This window comes from [Acidovorax] ebreus TPSY (genome assembly GCF_000022305.1).
GTDB classification, from domain to species: Bacteria; Pseudomonadota; Gammaproteobacteria; order Burkholderiales; family Burkholderiaceae_C; genus Diaphorobacter; species Diaphorobacter nitroreducens.
This window is the reverse complement of record NC_011992.1, coordinates 141,822-157,324: the sequence shown is the minus strand read 5'-3', so window position 1 is coordinate 157,324 and position 15,503 is coordinate 141,822. Positions and strand designations below refer to the sequence as shown.

Annotated in this window: 14 protein-coding genes and 1 pseudogene; 8 read left to right on the top strand and 7 right to left on the bottom strand. The window is 69.2% G+C overall.

Features of this window, described 5'->3' with window-relative positions:
- Positions 1-14: 14 nt before the first annotated feature.
- Entirely contained in the window at positions 15-908 is an 894-nt protein-coding gene (locus tag DTPSY_RS00685) for a MaoC family dehydratase (RefSeq protein WP_012655243.1), read from the bottom strand.
- A 189-nt stretch (positions 909-1,097) separates the two neighbouring features.
- The gene (locus DTPSY_RS00680) at positions 1,098-2,015 is read right to left on the bottom strand and encodes an SDR family NAD(P)-dependent oxidoreductase (RefSeq protein WP_012655242.1); all 918 of its coding nucleotides are present in this window, start codon (positions 2,013-2,015) and stop codon (positions 1,098-1,100) included.
- Positions 2,016-2,208: 193 nt separating this feature from the next.
- On the opposite strand from DTPSY_RS00680, the gene DTPSY_RS00675 reads away from it, so the two are divergent.
- The 8 genes from DTPSY_RS00675 to DTPSY_RS00640 all read left to right on the top strand — a co-directional run bounded on the left by DTPSY_RS00675 (position 2,209) and on the right by DTPSY_RS00640 (position 10,862).
- The gene (locus DTPSY_RS00675) at positions 2,209-3,114 is read left to right on the top strand and encodes an HTD2 family dehydratase (protein WP_012655241.1); all 906 of its coding nucleotides are present in this window, start codon (positions 2,209-2,211) and stop codon (positions 3,112-3,114) included.
- Between the two features lie 71 nt (positions 3,115-3,185).
- Positions 3,186-4,346: an acyl-CoA dehydrogenase family protein gene (locus DTPSY_RS00670; protein WP_011803587.1), complete on the top strand. Its 1,161-nt coding sequence runs from the start codon at positions 3,186-3,188 to the stop codon at positions 4,344-4,346.
- Between the two features lie 168 nt (positions 4,347-4,514).
- Positions 4,515-5,705, top strand: coding sequence for a CaiB/BaiF CoA transferase family protein (locus DTPSY_RS00665; protein WP_012655240.1), 1,191 nt, complete (start codon positions 4,515-4,517; stop codon positions 5,703-5,705).
- A gap of 50 nt (positions 5,706-5,755) precedes the next feature.
- Complete coding sequence (locus DTPSY_RS00660) at positions 5,756-7,120, top strand: MmgE/PrpD family protein (RefSeq protein ID WP_012655239.1); 1,365 nt, start codon at positions 5,756-5,758, stop codon at positions 7,118-7,120.
- Between the two features lie 88 nt (positions 7,121-7,208).
- Positions 7,209-8,216, top strand: a complete 1,008-nt coding sequence (locus DTPSY_RS00655) for a tripartite tricarboxylate transporter substrate binding protein BugD (protein WP_012655238.1) — start codon at positions 7,209-7,211, stop codon at positions 8,214-8,216.
- A gap of 63 nt (positions 8,217-8,279) precedes the next feature.
- Positions 8,280-8,657 carry a VOC family protein gene (locus tag DTPSY_RS00650; RefSeq protein WP_012655237.1) on the top strand — a complete coding sequence of 126 codons (378 nt, stop codon included), beginning with the start codon at positions 8,280-8,282 and terminating at the stop codon, positions 8,655-8,657.
- A gap of 29 nt (positions 8,658-8,686) precedes the next feature.
- On the top strand, positions 8,687-9,556 hold the full coding sequence (locus DTPSY_RS00645; protein WP_012655236.1) for an HpcH/HpaI aldolase/citrate lyase family protein: 870 nt from the start codon (positions 8,687-8,689) through the stop codon (positions 9,554-9,556).
- Between the two features lie 82 nt (positions 9,557-9,638).
- Positions 9,639-10,862: an MFS transporter gene (locus DTPSY_RS00640; protein ID WP_012655235.1), complete on the top strand. Its 1,224-nt coding sequence runs from the start codon at positions 9,639-9,641 to the stop codon at positions 10,860-10,862.
- Between the two features lie 36 nt (positions 10,863-10,898).
- On the opposite strand, the gene DTPSY_RS00635 is transcribed toward DTPSY_RS00640, so the two are convergent.
- The 5 genes and pseudogenes from DTPSY_RS00635 to DTPSY_RS00615 all read right to left on the bottom strand — a co-directional run bounded on the left by DTPSY_RS00635 (position 10,899) and on the right by DTPSY_RS00615 (position 15,490).
- Positions 10,899-12,011 carry a CaiB/BaiF CoA transferase family protein gene (locus DTPSY_RS00635; RefSeq protein WP_012655234.1) on the bottom strand — a complete coding sequence of 371 codons (1,113 nt, stop codon included), beginning with the start codon at positions 12,009-12,011 and terminating at the stop codon, positions 10,899-10,901.
- 43 nt (positions 12,012-12,054) lie between these two features.
- The gene (locus DTPSY_RS00630) at positions 12,055-12,843 is read right to left on the bottom strand and encodes an IclR family transcriptional regulator (protein WP_012655233.1); all 789 of its coding nucleotides are present in this window, start codon (positions 12,841-12,843) and stop codon (positions 12,055-12,057) included.
- A gap of 40 nt (positions 12,844-12,883) precedes the next feature.
- Positions 12,884-13,676: pseudogene (locus tag DTPSY_RS00625) on the bottom strand (enoyl-CoA hydratase/isomerase family protein).
- Positions 13,673-14,479, bottom strand: a complete 807-nt coding sequence (locus tag DTPSY_RS00620; protein WP_012655232.1) for an SDR family oxidoreductase — start codon at positions 14,477-14,479, stop codon at positions 13,673-13,675. Before DTPSY_RS00620 ends, DTPSY_RS00625 begins: the two are co-directional and overlap by 4 nt.
- Positions 14,480-14,491: 12 nt before the next feature.
- Positions 14,492-15,490 (bottom strand): Bug family tripartite tricarboxylate transporter substrate binding protein, encoded by a 999-nt coding sequence (locus DTPSY_RS00615; protein WP_012655231.1) that lies wholly within the window; start codon positions 15,488-15,490, stop codon positions 14,492-14,494.
- Between the last annotated feature and the right edge of the window lie 13 nt (positions 15,491-15,503).

Here is a 15,503-nt window from a genome sequence, read left to right as displayed (position 1 = left end):
CACTTTTTGATAGCTCACGCCAGTTCGGCGAAGCCGTGGCTCAGCACCACCTTGTCGCGTTCGAGCACACGGGCGCGCAGCTGCACCTGCGCCGGTTGGCCGGGCACGCGCCAGATCTCGGTCACCAACGTCTCGCCCGGGTACACCGGGGCGGCGAAGCGGATGTCCATCGCCTTGAGGCGCGCGGGATCGCCGGCGCAGCACTGGCGCAACACCGCATGCGCCACCAGGCCGTAGCTGGCCAGCCCGTGCAGGATGGGGCGCTCGAAGCCGGCCTTGGCGGCCACGGCCGGGTCGGCGTGCAGCGGGTTGTAGTCGCCCATCAGGCGGTAGAGCAGCGCCGCCTCGGGGCGGGTGGGCTGGGTGTCGGTGAAGTCGGGCGCGCGGTCCTGCGGCGTGGGCTGCAGCGCGGGCAGCGGTGCGTCGCTGGGCTGGCCGCCGCCCTGCTGGCTGTAGCCGCCATCCCCGCGCAGAAAGGTCACCTGCTGCACGGTGGCCAGCAGCTCGCCGGCGGCGGTTTCCAGGCGCCGCTCGGTCACCATGATGGCGCCCTTGCCCTCGCCCTTGTCGGTCAGGTGCGTGATGCGGTTGTGGCCCACGACCTCGCCGCTCGCGGGCAGCGGGCGGTGCAGGCGCATGCGCTGCTCGCCGTGCAGGAGCTTGACCCAGTCGATGCCCGTGTCCGGCTCGCGCGCCCAGAAGCCCGGGTAGCCCAGCACCACGGCCTGCGACGGCAGGGCGCGCAGGCCGCCTTCCAGCCCCTCGTAGACGAAGGGCAGCGCGCTGGCGTTCAGCGGATCGTTGCCCAGCCCGAGGCTGAGCGCGTAAAGCATGGTGTCGCGCTCGGTGTACGTCTGGCGGATCACGCCAAAATCGCGCGCCTTCAGGTGGTGATAGTCAATGGCCATCTCAGTTGTCCATAAGGTTGTGATTGCCAGCGCGCCATGCAACTGGCGCGTCCCCAGGCCAGCGGCCACCGCGCAAGGGCCTGGGCTGGCCGCGCCGCCCCGCCGCGCTGGTGGCGTCCCCCTTCCCGTAGCGCGCAGCGCGCAGAGAGAAGGGGGGAAGGCGCGCAGCGCCTCAGGGGGTTGTCTCTGTCACACAGGATCCCAGGAGAACACGTCGCCCGAGCGCTCCATGGGCACGAACGAGGCCTTGAGCGCGGGCATGCCGTGCTCAGCGATGAACTCGGGCGTCCAGCCTTCGCTGCGGTGCACCGAGCGCAGGGGGCGCGGCTGGCTCATCAGGAAGATCTCGTTGTTGCGCACGGCGAAGACCTGGGCGTTCACGTCCTTGGCCTGGTCCGACAGCAGGTACACGGCCAGCGGAGCGATCTTGTTGGGCGTCATCTGCTGGATCTTGGCCACGCGCGCCTGCTGCTCGGGCGTGTCGGTGGGGATCGAGCCGATCATGCGGCTCCACGCAAAGGGCGCGATGCAGTTGGAGCGCACGTGGAACTGCTGCATGTCCAGCGCGATGGACTTGGACAGCGCCACCAGCCCCAGCTTGGCCGCGCTGTAGTTGGCTTGGCCGAAGTTGCCGATCAGGCCCGAGGTGGAGGTCATGTGCACGAAGGCGCCGCTCTCCTGCTCCTTGAAATGGTTGGCGGCCGCGCGGCTCATGTAGTAACTGCCGTACAGGTGCACCTTGAGCACGGCGTCCCACTCGTCCAGGCTCATCTTGTGGAAGAACCGGTCGCGCAGGATGCCCGCGTTGTTGACCACGCCGTCGATGCGGCCGAAGTGGTCCAGCGCGCACTGGATGATGCGGCCCGCCGCGGCGGCCTCGGCCACGCTGTCCATGTTGGCCACGGCCTGGCCGCCGGCGGCCTTGATCTCCTCGACCACCTTCTGCGCGGGGCCGGCGTCGGTGCCTTCGCCCGTGGTGGAGGTGCCGATGTCGTTCACCACCACCTTGGCCCCGGCGGCGGCCAGCGCCAGCGCCATGTCGCGCCCGATGCCGCCGCCAGCCCCCGTCACCACCACCACCTTGTCCTGCACCATCTTCTGCGCCATGTCTGTCGTCCTTTGTTTGCGATAGGAAATCAATGGCTGCGAGCATGACGGCAAAGGGCCGCCTGCGCTATTCGGCAATCGCAAGGGCGGGCTTCGGCCCCATGAAAGCGGCGCGAAGACCCCGGGGGCTTCATGGGCGCCGAAGAGGCGCTTTCACAAACGCGGATTGCGCGGGTGTCGGCCAGACCGCACGATGGCGACCATGACCGAACCCACCATCGACACCGCCCAGCTCGCGCACCTGCAGACCTGGCAGGGCCAAAGCGAAACCCTGAGCGACACCCTCACGGCCACGCCCATCGCGGCGCTGTCGGCCACGCTGGACCGCGACGACCCCGCGCCCGCCCCCGGCACCACCGTGCCGCCGCTGTGGCACTGGCTGTACTTCCTGCCGCATGCGCGCCAGAGCGAGATCGGCCCGGACGGGCACCCCAAGCGCGGGGGTTTTCTGCCGCCCGTGCCGCTGCCGCGCCGCATGTGGGCGGGCGGGCGCCTGCGCTGGGAAATGCAGGGGGATGGTGCCAACCCGCTGCAGGTGGGCCAGCAGGTGCAGCGCACCTCCACCATCCAGTCCGTCAAGCACAAGGCCGGGCGCTCGGGTGAGCTGCTCTTCGTGCTGGTGGAGCACCAGTACCGCAACGCGCAGGGCCTGGCGCTCACCGAGGAGCACGACATCGTCTACCGCAGCGCCGCCCAGCCCGGCGACCCGGCGCCCACGCCGCAAAAGCCGCCGCTGGAGGGCCAGGCCGCCTGGTCGCGCACCATCGTGCCCGACGACGTGCTGCTGTTTCGCTACTCGGCGCTCACCTTCAACGGCCACCGCATCCATTACGACCGCAAGTACGTGACAGAGGTCGAGGGCTACCCCGGCCTGATCGTGCACGGCCCGTTGATCGCCACGCTGCTGCTGGACCTGCTGCGCCGCAGCCTGCCCGGTGCGCAGGTGCTCACGTTCGACTTCCGCGCCGTGCGACCGACGTTCGACCTGCACCCGTTCAGCGTGCACGGCAGGCCCTCCAGCGACGGCAAGTCCGTGGAGCTGTGGGCCCAGGACCACGAGGGCTGGCTGACCATGCAGGGCACCGCCACGCTGGCCTGAACACTACTAAATTCATAGCTACTAGCGCTTGCTGCATCAGCGCTAAAGAGCAAAAACACTTGAAATCCACCATGATCCACCAGCCCGACCAGTACCAGGAAATCCGCGACGCCGTGCGCGCTCTGTGTGCCCAGTACCCTGACGAATACTTCCGCAAGGTCGATGAGGCCCGCGCCTACCCCGAGGCCTTTGTCGATGCCCTGACCCAGGCCGGCTGGATGGCCGCGCTGATTCCGCAGGAGTACGGCGGCTCGGGCCTGACCATGGCCGAGGCCTCGGTCATCATGGAAGAGATCAACCGCAGCGGCGGCAACTCCGGCGCCTGCCACGGCCAGATGTACGTGATGAACGCCATCGTGCGCAGCGGCAGCGAAGCGCAAAAGCAGAAATACCTGCCCAAGATTGCCTCGGGCGAGCTGCGCATCCAGTCCATGGGCGTGACCGAGCCCACCACGGGTAGCGACACCACCAAGCTCAAGACCAGCGCCGTCAAGAAGGACGGCCGCTGGGTCATCAACGGCCAGAAGGTCTGGATCTCGCGCATCCAGCACAGCGATCTGATGATTTTGCTGGCGCGCACCACGCCCGCCGACCAGGTGAAAAAGCGCTCCGACGGCCTGTCGTGCTTCCTGATCGACCTGCACCAGGCGATTGGCAACGGCCTCACCGTGCGCCCCATCCTGAACATGGTCAACCACGAGACCAACGAACTGTTCTTCGACAACCTCGAGATCCCCGAGGACGCGCTGCTGGGCGAAGAAGGCAAGGGCTTCAAGACCCTGCTGGACGGCCTGAACGCCGAGCGCACGCTGATCGCCGCCGAGTGCATTGGCGATGGTTACTGGTTCATCGACCGGGCCAGCAAATACGCCAAGGAGCGCGTGGTGTTCAACCGCCCCATCGGCCAGAACCAGGGCGTGCAGTTCCCGATTGCTGACGCTTTCATCGAGCTGGAAGCCGCCAACCTGATGCGCTGGAAGGCCTGCGAGAAGATTGACGCCCACCAGAACGCGGGCGCCGAGGCCAACATGGCCAAGTACCTGGCGGCCAAGGCCAGCTGGGAAGCGGCCAACGTCTGCCTGCAGACCCACGGCGGCTTTGGCTTCGCGTGCGAGTACGACATCGAGCGCAAATTCCGCGAGACGCGCCTGTACCAGGTGGCGCCGATTTCGACCAACATGATCTACAGCTACGTGGCCGAGCACATCCTGGGCTTGCCCCGTTCTTTCTGAGATGAACAACCCCCTGAGCGGCTGCGCCGCTTCCCCCTTCTCTCGCGCTTCGCGCGGGAAGGGGGACGACGCCAGCGCGGCGGGGCGGCCCTTGCGCGGCGTCTGCTGGCTTGGGTTGCGCCGATCGCAAGCGCCGCTCACCGCGCTCATGCAGGGAACGACTGACCCATGACAAAAACCATCCGCCCCCTCGACGGCCTCACCGTCGTCTCGCTGGAACACGCGGTGGCCGCGCCGTTCTGCACGCGCCAGCTGGCCGACCTGGGCGCGCGCGTCATCAAGGTAGAGCGCCCCGGCAGCGGCGACTTCGCGCGCGGCTACGACCAGCGCGTGAAGGGCCAGTCGTCGCACTTCACCTGGATCAACCGCAGCAAGGAGAGCCTGGCGCTCGATGTGAAGCAGCCCCAGGCCAAGGCCGCGCTGCTGCAACTGCTCAAGACCGCCGACGTGCTGGTGCAGAACCTCGCGCCCGGCGCCGCCGCACGCATGGGCCTGTCGTATGAAGCGCTCAAGGCGCACAACCCCAAGCTCATCGTGTGCGACATCAGCGGCTACGGCGCCGACGGGCCGTACCGCGACAAGAAGGCCTACGACCTGCTGATCCAGAGCGAGGCGGGGTTCCTGTCCGTCACGGGCACGCCCGAGACGCCATCCAAGTCCGGCATCTCGGTGGCCGACATTGCCGCGGGCATGTATGCCTACACCAACATCCTGTCGGCCCTGCTGCTGCGCGGCAAGACGGGCGAGGGCAGCCACATCGACGTGTCCATGCTCGAAGCCATGGGCGAGTGGATGGGCTATCCGATGTACTACGCCTTCGACGGCGCGCCGCCACCGCCGCGCACCGGCGCATCGCACGCCAGCATCTACCCCTATGGCCCGTTCGTGGCGGGCGATGGCAAGACGGTGATGCTGGGCCTGCAGAACGAGCGCGAATGGAAGGCCTTTTGCGACGCCGTGCTGCAGCGCCCCGAAGTGGCCTCGGACGCGCGTTTTGACAGCAACGGCCAGCGCAACGCCCACCGCGACGCGCTGCAGGCGCTGATCCTGCAAGAGTTCTCCACGCTCAGCGCCGCCCAGGTCGTCGAGCGGCTGGACCAGGCGGGCATCGCCAACGCCCGCGTGAACGACATGGCCGACCTGTGGGCGCACCCGCAGCTGGCCGCACGCCAGCGCTGGAGCGACGTGGATTCCCCCGTGGGCCGCATCCCGGCGCTGCTGCCGCCCGGCGTGAACAGCGCGTTCGATTACCGCATGGACGCCGTGCCCGCCGTGGGCCAGCACAACGCCGCCATCCTGGCCGAGCTGGGCTGGAGCGCCGAGCAGATCGACGCCCTGCAGGCCCCGCAACCTCTTTGACGCAAAAACCATAGCTGCTAGCGCTTGATACGCCTGCCCGGGAGCCCGAAATGAAGCAAGAAACCCAAGTCACCATCCATCCCCTGGCCCAGTTTGCCGCCACGCTGCAATGGAGCGACGTGCCCGCACCCGTGCAGCGCCGCACCGAAGACCTGTGGGTGGACTGGTTCGGCTCCGTGCTGGCCGGCTGCCGCGCGCGGCCCGTGGCCAGCATCACGCGCTTTGCCCTGTCGCAAGGCCCTGCCAGCGGCCCGGCCGAGGTGATCGGCCACGGCGCCACCAGCAGCCCCATGATGGCAGCGCTGGCCAATGCCGCAGCCAGCCATGTGGCCGAGCAGGACGATGTGCACAACGGCTCGGTGTTCCACCCGGCGGCCGTGGTCTTTCCGCCCGCGCTGGCCGTGGCGCAAAGCATCGGCGCCAGCGGCGCGCAGCTCATGGCGGCCTGCGTGGCGGGCTATGAGGTCGGCATCCGCGTGGGCGAATTCTTGGGCCGCAGCCATTACAAGGTGTTCCACACCACGGCCACGGCCGGCACGCTGGCGGCGGCCGCTGCCGTGGGGCGCCTGCTGGATCTCACGCCCGCGCAGATGCAGCACGCCTTTGGCTCGGCCGGCACGCAGTCGGCGGGGCTGTGGGAATTTTTGCGCACCGCGGCCGACAGCAAGCAGCTGCACACGGCCCACGCCGCCGCGGCCGGCCTGATGTCCGCCTACCTGGCCCAGGACGGCTTCACCGGCGCGCAGGACATCTTCACCGGGCCGCAGGGCCTGGCCGCGGGCATGTCCAGCGATGCCAACCCGGCCAAGCTCACCGAGGGCCTGGGCACCCGCTGGGCCACGGCCGAGACATCGTTCAAGTGGCATGCCTCGTGCCGCCATACGCACCCTGCCGCCGACGCGCTGCAGCAGGTGATGCGCGAGCACGGCCTGGCGCCCGCCGACATCGCACAGGTGACCTGCCATGTGCACCAGGGTGCCATCGACGTGCTGGGGCCGGTGGTCTCGCCCACCACGGTGCACCAGTCCAAGTTCTCCATGGGCACGGTGCTGGCATTGGCCGCACGCTTTGGCCATGCGGGTTTGACCGAATTCGACGAGCAGTTCCTGGCCCCGGACACTGTGACCTTGCGCGAGAAGGTGCGCATGGTGCTGGACCCCGAGGTGGACGCCGCTTACCCGCAGCGCTGGATCGGCAAAGTCACCGTGCAGACGACCGACGGCCGCACGCTGGCCGGGCGCGTGGAAGAGCCCAAGGGCGACCCCGGCAACACCCTCTCGCGCGAGGAACTCACGGCCAAGGCCCTGCGCCTGGCCGCCTACGGCGGCGCGGTGTCCGACGCGCAGGCCCGGGCGGCCGTGCAGCGCCTGTGGCAAGTGCAGGAGTGGCCGCGCACGCAGCATCTGCTGGGCTGACCAGTGGTCCCGTCTGCGCCGCGGCCCATGATCCCCCCAGGGGCGCAGAAGACGCCCTCTTCACCACCACCGACAAGGAGACATACGCATGACCGCACGCTTCATCCCGATTTCCCGGCGCACCACCTTCGGCGCCATCGCCGCGGCCTGCGCGGCGCTGGCCTTGGGCGGCCCTGCCGCCGCCAACACCTGGCCTGAAAAGAACGTCACCCTGGTCGTGCCCTACAGCGCAGGCGGGCCCACCGACGTGGTGGCGCGCCTGCTGGCCGTGCCCATGGGCCAGTCGCTGGGCCAGACCGTGGTGGTGGAAAACACCGTGGGCGCGGGCGGCACCATTGCGCCCAACCGCGTGGCCAAGTCCAAGAACGACGGCTACACCATCCTGATCCACCACATGGGCATGGCCACCGCGCCCGCGCTCTACAAGAAGCTGCCCTACGACCCGCTGAAGGACTTCGAGTACATCGGCCAGGTGCTCGACGTACCCATGACCCTGCTGTCGCGCAAGGACTTCCCCGCCAACACCTTCCCCGAGCTGCTGGACTACGTGAAGAAGAACCAGGACAAGGTGTCGCTGGCCAACGCGGGCGTGGGTGCCGTGTCGCAGCTGTGCGGCATGCTGTTCATGCACCAGGTGGGCGTGAAGCTGACCACCGTGCCCTACAAGGGCGCCGGCCCGGCCATGAACGACCTGATGGGCGGCCAGGTGGACCTGCTGTGCGACCAGACCACGCAGACCGCACCCGTGATCCAGGACGGCAAGCGCGCCAAGGTGTTCGGCGTGACCACGCCGCAGCGCCTGGCATCCATGCCCAACATTCCCACGCTGGACGAGCAGGGCCTCAAGGGCTTCGACGTGAAGGTGTGGCACGGCATGTACGCCCCCAAGGGCACGCCCAAGGACGTGATCGAGAAGCTCAACAAGGCATTGAACGTGGCGATCAAGGACGAGAACGTGAAAAAGCGCATCGCCGAGCTGAGCTCCGACCTGGTCTCACCCGAGAAGGCCACGCCCGAAGGCCTGCGCAAGCACCTGGCGGCCGAAGTGGCGCGCTGGGACAAGGTCATCAAGGCCGCCGGCGTGAGCGCCGAGTAATCTCGCCCGTTTTGCCCCGGCTGGCACGCTGCCGGCCGGGGCGCTTGCACCACAAGGCACCCCATGATCGACCGGCTGGACCACCTCGTGCTCACCACCGCCCATGAAGCGCAGTGCGTGCACTTCTACTGCACCGTGCTGGGCATGGCGCTGCAGACCTTTGGCGAAGGCCGCAAGGCCTTTGTGTTCAACGGGCAGAAGATCAACCTGCACATCCAGGGCCGCGAGTTCGAGCCCAAGGCCCAGCACCCGATGCCGGGCGCGCTGGACCTGTGCTTCATTGCGTCCATCCCGCTGGCGCAGGTGCAGCAGCGCCTGGCCGAGTACGGCATTGCCATCGAGTGCGGCCCGGTGCAGCGCACCGGCGCGCGCGGCCCCATCCTCTCGGTCTACGTGCGCGACCCGGACCACAACCTGATCGAAATCGCCGAATACGCCTGACCCGCGCTGTTCCCGCCTCCCTGCTTCCCATGACCGACTCCGTGCGCCACGCCTGCTCCTTCCTCTTCGTTCCCGCCACCCAGCCCGAGCGGCTGCCCAAGGCCCTGGCCAGCGGCGCCGACCTGGTGATTGCCGACTGGGAGGACGCCGTGGCCCCCGCCGACAAGGAGCGCGCCCGCACCGCCCTGGCCGACGCGCTGGCCACCCTGCCGGCCCCGCAGCGCGCGCGGCTGCTGGTGCGCATCAACAGCGAGGCAACCCCCTGGTTTACGGCCGATCTGCAGGCGTTGGCACAACTCACCGCCCAGGGGCTGGCCGGCGCCGTGGTGCCCAAGGCCGAGCGCGCGCAGACCCTGCAGGCCGTGGCCCAGGCCGCCGGGCTGCACGCCGCGCTGGTGCCGCTGGTGGAAAGCGTGGCGGGCCTGGCGGCCGCCGACGCGCTGGCTACCGCGCCCCAGGTAGCGCGGCTGGCCTTCGGACACCTCGACTTCCAGGTGGACGCCGGCATGGCCTGCGCCGAAGACGAACAGGAGTTGCTGCCCGTGCGCATGGCCCTGGTGCTGGCCTCGCGCCGCGCGGGGCTGGCCGCGCCCATCGACGGCGTGACGGTGGACACGCGCAACCCCGAGCGCATGGGCCGCGATGCCGAGCGCGCGCGGCGCATGGGCTTTGGCGGCAAGCTGTGCATCCACCCGGCGCAGGTGCCAGTGCTGCATGCCGCATTCGACCCCGATGAGGCTGCCGTGACCCATGCGCAGCGCGTGCGGCAGGCGCTGGAGCAGGCGGGCGGCGGCGTGTGCGTGCTGGACGGCCGCATGGTCGATGCACCAGTGCTGGCGCAGGCCGAGCAGACCTTGCTGCGCCACGCGCGGGCGCTGCAGCGCCTGGCGAGGGTCTGAAGGCCCGCTCCGGTTTCGTGCCTGCAGCTCTGCCGCGCGCCGGCACAATCACCGGCGTGCCCCTACCGTCATTCCTCCCTTGATGAGACTCTTCCGTACACAACCGCTGTGGGTCATGCTGCTCACGCTGCTGTCGGGCTTTGCGCTGAGCCAGGCTTACCGCACCACCACCGCCATCGTGGCCCAGGGCCTGCAGGCAGATTTCGGCCTGCAGGCTTCCTCGTTGGGGGCGTTTGCCGGACTGTTTGGTTTGTCGTTCGGCATTGCGCAACTGCTGATGGGCATCGCACTGGACCGCTACGGCCTGCGCCGTACGGTGCTGGTGGCTGCGCCCCTGGGCATCGCTGGCGCGGCCCTGTCTGCGCTGGCGCCCAGCTATGGCTGGCTGATGGTCGGTCAGGTGCTGATCGGGGTGGGCTATTCACCCGCCTTCGTGGCCTGCACGCTGTTCATTGCGCGCTATTTCGCGGCCGACCGGTTTGCCTTTTTCTCGGGCCTGAGCATGGGCCTGGGCGGGCTGGGGTTGCTGTTCACCGGCACACCGCTGGCCTGGGTGGTGCAGCACTGGGGCTGGCGTGCCGGCTTTGGCCTGCTGGCTGGCCTGAGCCTGCTGTCGTGGCTGTTGATTTATGCGCTGGTGCATGAACCGGTACGTGCCGATACCGCACACCGTCCAGCCAGCAGCTGGGGGGAGGCGCTGACGGGCATGGGACGGCTCTTTACCGTGCCACACACCTGGGGCATCGTGATCCTCGGCATGTCGTGCTATGCGGCCTTTTTGTCGCTGCGCGGCCTGTGGCTGGGGCCTCTGCTGATCGACCGCTACGGTTTTTCGCTGGTGGACAGTGGCAACGTGGCGCTGGTGCTGTCGCTGATTGCGCTGTTCACCCCCGCCGCTTTCGGCCGCATGGACCCGGGCCCCGCCCGGCGCCGCACCTGGGTGGGCCGCGCTTCGCTGTCGATGGCCGGCCTGTTCGCCATCATGGCCTGGGTCAACAACGCCCAGGCCACGGTGGCGCTGATGATCGCGATGGGGCTGCTGTCAGGCTACAGCATCTTGCAATATGCCGACGTGCGCTCGTCCTACCCCAACGAACAGACGGGACGCGCCCTGTCGCTCTACACCATGGCCATGTTTCTGGGGGTGGCGCTGATGCAATCGCTGACCGGCGCCGTGGCCGCCTGGGCCACCAGCGCCGGGCTGGAGCCCTACCGCGCGGTGTTGCTGTGCATCGCCGCCTGGCTGGCGCTGGCGTCGCTGGCCTTCAGGCTGCTGCCAGCGTCCGCGCTGCTCCAGCAACGGTAACCAGGGCCGCGCGGGAGACTGCCCCGCGCAACGTGCTCAGCGCTGGCGCCACACGGCCCGCGCGCCGGACTGGCCCAGGCCTTCCATGACCGACTGCGTATGCGCGCCGGGCGCGCAGGCCTCGCCCGGCTCGTAGGCTGCACCATCAAAGCGGGGCGCGGGTGCCGCCTGTAGCACCCCCTGGCGTTCGGAATACACATCCCGCGCACGCATGTGCGGGTGCTGCGCCGCCTCGACGGGGCTGAGCACGACGCCAAAACAGGCGTCGGTGGGCTCCAGCAGCGCCTGCCAGTGCGCACGCGGCTGCGCCAGGAACAGCGCGGCCAGCCGCGCGCGCCGCACCGGCCAGGCGGCCTTGTCCCATTGCGACCCGGTGAAATCGGGGTCCTCGGCCAGCCCCAGCACCTGCAGCAGCAGGGTGTAGAACTGCGGCTCGATAGCGCCCACGGTGACGTAATGGCCGTCGGCGCAGACATAGGTGTCGTAGAAGGGCGCGCTGTCGTGGATGCTCTGGCCGCGCACATCGGCCACCAGGCCGCTCTGGCGCGCACTCAGCATCAGGTTCAGCATATGGGCCGAGCCGTCCACGATGGCTGCGTCCACCACCGTGCCGCGGCCCGTGGCGCGCGCCTGCACGATGCCCGACAGCAGCCCCGTCATCAGGTACATGGCACCGCCGCCGATGTCGCCAAGCACGGCGAAAGGCGAGACGGGCCGCGCGCCCACCGGACTGCAGCCCCACAGCGCGCCGCTGACGGCGGCATAGTTCGTGTCGTGCCCCGCACGCGGTGCCAACGGTCCGCTCTGGCCCCAGCCCGTCATGCGCCCGTACACCAGGCGCGGGTTGACCGCCATGCACTCCTCGGGGCCCAGACCCAGGCGCTCCATCACGCCAGGGCGCATGCCCTCGATGAGCGCATCGGCCTCGGCCACCAGGGCCAGCACCAACTGGCGCCCCTCCTCGGTCTTGAGGTCGGCAAACACCGAGCGCTTGCCGCGATTGAGCAAGGCGCCGGTCGTCTCGCGGCCCTTCGTCTCGCGCACTACGGAAATGACGTCCGCACCCAGGTCGGCCAGGTGCATCGCACAAAACGGCCCCGGCCCCAGGCCGCCAATCTCCAGTACGCGCACGCTGTCCAGAACCTTCACGATGTCTCCTTGGTAGATGTTGTATGGGTGGCGGGCGCGGGTATCAGGTGAGGCCGGAGGCCCCAAGCACGCTCTCCACCGAGCGCACCAGCGTGCGCAGGCGCGGGCCCAGGTCTGTCTCCAGCCGGGCGTACATGGGGCTGAACACCGGCACCGAGACGGCGAACACCCAGAGCTCCCCGTCCTGCGGCTGCGACATGGGCACGGCGATGGATTCGATCTCGCGGTGCAGGTCGCCGTGGCTGCGGCAGAAGCCGTGGCGCGCGAAGTCGTCGCGCGCGTCCGTCAGGCGCTGCTCCAGCCACGCGGCGCGCTGCGGGTCGTTGCGCTGCAGGTCCTGCAGGTAGGCCTTGCGATCGTCCTCGGCCATGCCCAGCAGATAGGCGCGGCCCGTGGCCGTGCGCGACAGCGAGATGGGCACACCGATTTCCTGGCGGAACACGGTGTTGCCCATGCCGTTGGCCAGCTCCACCATGCACAGCCGGCGCTTGTGGCCCACGGCCAGCTGCACCTGCCCCTCGGTCAGGTCGGCCAGCGCCTGCATGTGCGGCCGGGCGAACTGGCGCAGGGCCATGCGCGTGAGCACGGGCGAGGACAACTGCAGCAGGCCCAGGCCCGGCACGTACTTGGACAGCCGCTCCGAATAGCGCAGCAGGCCCAGCTCGCACAGCGTGTCCGTCAGGCGAAACAGCGTGGGCTTGGGCAGGCCGGTCAGGTCCATCAGCTCCTTGGCGCTGAGTTCCTGGCACTTGCTGGAGAAGCACCGCAATATGGAAACGCCACGCACCAGGGCGCTGACCAGTTTGCCGTCCGGATCTGCGTTCACGTTCACATTGACCTCAAAAAGCTTGAGATTTTCACCTGTTTCAAAGTCAGGTCTGCGGCCACTGGAAGGGCATCGGCCTTTTCTCCAGGAAGCAGCGCACGGCCTCGCGGTGCTCGGGCGTGCCCATGGCCAGGGCCTGGGCGTTGGCCTCCTGCTCCAGCAACGACGGCAGGTCGCTCGCGGCCAGCGCGAGCGAGCGCTTGATCAGGCTCAGCGCCACGGGCGATGCGCCCACGAAGCTGCGCGCAATCGCCTGGGCGCGGACCTGCAGCGCATCGGGCTCTACCAGTTCGGTGGCAATGCCCAGGCGCAGCGCCTCGTCGGCCTGCACCTCGCGGCCCGACAGCATGAGCTCGCGCGCGCTGCACGCCCACCACGCGCGGCAGGGTGTAGAAGGCCGCGCAGTCCGGCACCACGCCCACGCGGATGAACGACATGGCAAAGCGCGCGCGGGTGCTGGCGATGATGAAGTCCGCCGCCAGCGCCAGGCTGAAGCCCGCGCCATAGGCCGCGCCATCGACGGCAGCAATCACCGGCTTGTCCAGCAGCACCAGGTCCTTGAGCCAGTCGTGCAGGCTGGTCAGGCGCTGGCGCCAGCCGCCGTTGTCCAGCCCGCTGGCGGCGATGTTGGAGAGGTCGCCGCCCGAGCAGAAATGCGCGCCCGCGCCCGTCAGCACCAGCGCGCGGATGGCCGGGTCGGCCTGCACCTGGCGCACCACCGCGGCCATCTCCCCGCGCATGGCGGGGTCGAAGGCGTTGCGCTTGGCGGGGTTGCTCAGGGTCAGCGTGGCCACGCCGTCCTGCACCTCGAAAACGATGCGCTCGTATACCTGGCTCATGCCGCGCTCCGCGGCACGTACGACGCGCGCATGTCGCGCCCGCCGCGTAGCGACGAGCCACCGTCCACGGGAATCACGGCGCCCGTCACGTAGCCCGCCTGTGGCGACGAGAGGAACAGCGCCATGTTCGCAATGTCATCGAGCGTGCCCATGCGCTGCAGCGGCACGGTGGCGACCGCGTTGGCCAGTGCCTCGGGCGTGGGCGCCAGGCGCCGCATGCCCTCGGTGTCGCCAATCGGGCCGGGCGCGATGGCGTTCACGCGCACGCCCACCTCGCCCCATTCCATGGCCAGCACGCGCGTCATCATGTCGATGCCGGCCTTGGCGGCGCAGGCATGCACCTGGTACATGGTGGGGTTCACGCCCTGCGGCGCCGAGATGTTGATGACGCTGGCGCCCGGTTTCTTGAGCATCGGGTACGCCAGGCGCAGCACGTGGAAGCTGCCGTTCAGGTCGATGTCGATCACGGTCTTGAAGCCGTTGGGCGACAGGTCGGCCGCGGGCGCGATGAAGTTGCCCGCTGCGCCGGAGATCAGCACGTCGATGTCACCGAACTGCGCATGCGCCTGGCGCAGCGCGGCGTCCACCGCAGCGGGGTCGCGCACGTCGGCACTGATACCCAGCGCCTGCGCACCCAGCGCGCGCAGGCCTTCGGCCGCCTGCTGCACCTTGTCGGGCGAGCGGCTCATGACCACCACGTGGGCGCCCGCGCGTGCAAACGCCTGGGCGATGCCGAGGTTGATGCCGCTGGTGCCGCCGGCCACGAAGACGTGGCGGCCTGCGAAGGAGGAGAACTCAGCCATGGCGCCCTCCTTTCAGTCCAGCTGCAGCTTCTGGCTGCGGATCAGCGCGCCCCAGTCCTGCCGGTCGCGCTCCACCATCTGCGAAAACTGCTCGGGCGCCATGCCGCCGGGGCGGCCGCCCAGCTCGCGGTAGCGCTTGACCACGGCCGGGTCCTGCAGCACGGCGATGAGGTTGTCGGTGAGCTTCTTCACGACGGCCGGCGGCGTCTTGGCGGGCACGAAGAAGCCCATCCAGCCCACCTTGTCGAAGTCCTTCATGCCCAGTTCGGTCATGGTGGGCACGTCGGGCAGCTCGGGCTCGCGCGTGGCGCCGGTCACGGCCAGCGCACGCAGCTTGCCATCCTTCACATGGCCCAGCGACCCCGTGAGGTTGTCGAACATGAACTGGGTCTCGCCGGCCACGATGGCCATGGTGGCGGGGGCGGAGCCCTTGTAGGGCACGTGCACCACGTCCACCCCCGCGCTCTGGCGCAGCAGCTCGCCCATGAGGTGCGTGGTCTGGCCCACGCCCGCGGACGAGAACGCGAGCTTTCCGGGCTCGCGCTTGGCGGCGGCGACGAGTTCCTTCAGGCTCTTGATGGGGGACTTCACCGGCACGACCAGCACGTTGGCGAACGAGATCATGTCGGTCAGCGGAGTGAAGTCTTCGGCCTTGTAGGGGAGCTTCTGGTAGGCGGTGTAGTTGATGGCGTTGGAGCCGGTGTTGCCCACCAGCACGTTGTAGCCGTCCGGCTGCGCGCGCGCTACGAGGCTGCTGCCCAGCGAGCCGCCCGCGCCGGGCTTGTTGTCCACCACGATGGGCTGGCCCAGCCGCTCGCTGAGCTTTTGCGCCATGAAGCGCACGGGCGTGTCGGTGGTGCCGCCAGCCGCGCCGGGCACGACGAAGGTGATGGGGCGTGTGGGCCAGGTGGCGTCGGCCCGTGCGGGCTGCGATGCACCCAGGGCAGCCAGGCCCAGCAGGGCGGTGGCGCCTGCCAGGCGCAGCGCGTGGCGGCGGTGAGGGAACGGCATGGTTGTGTCTCCT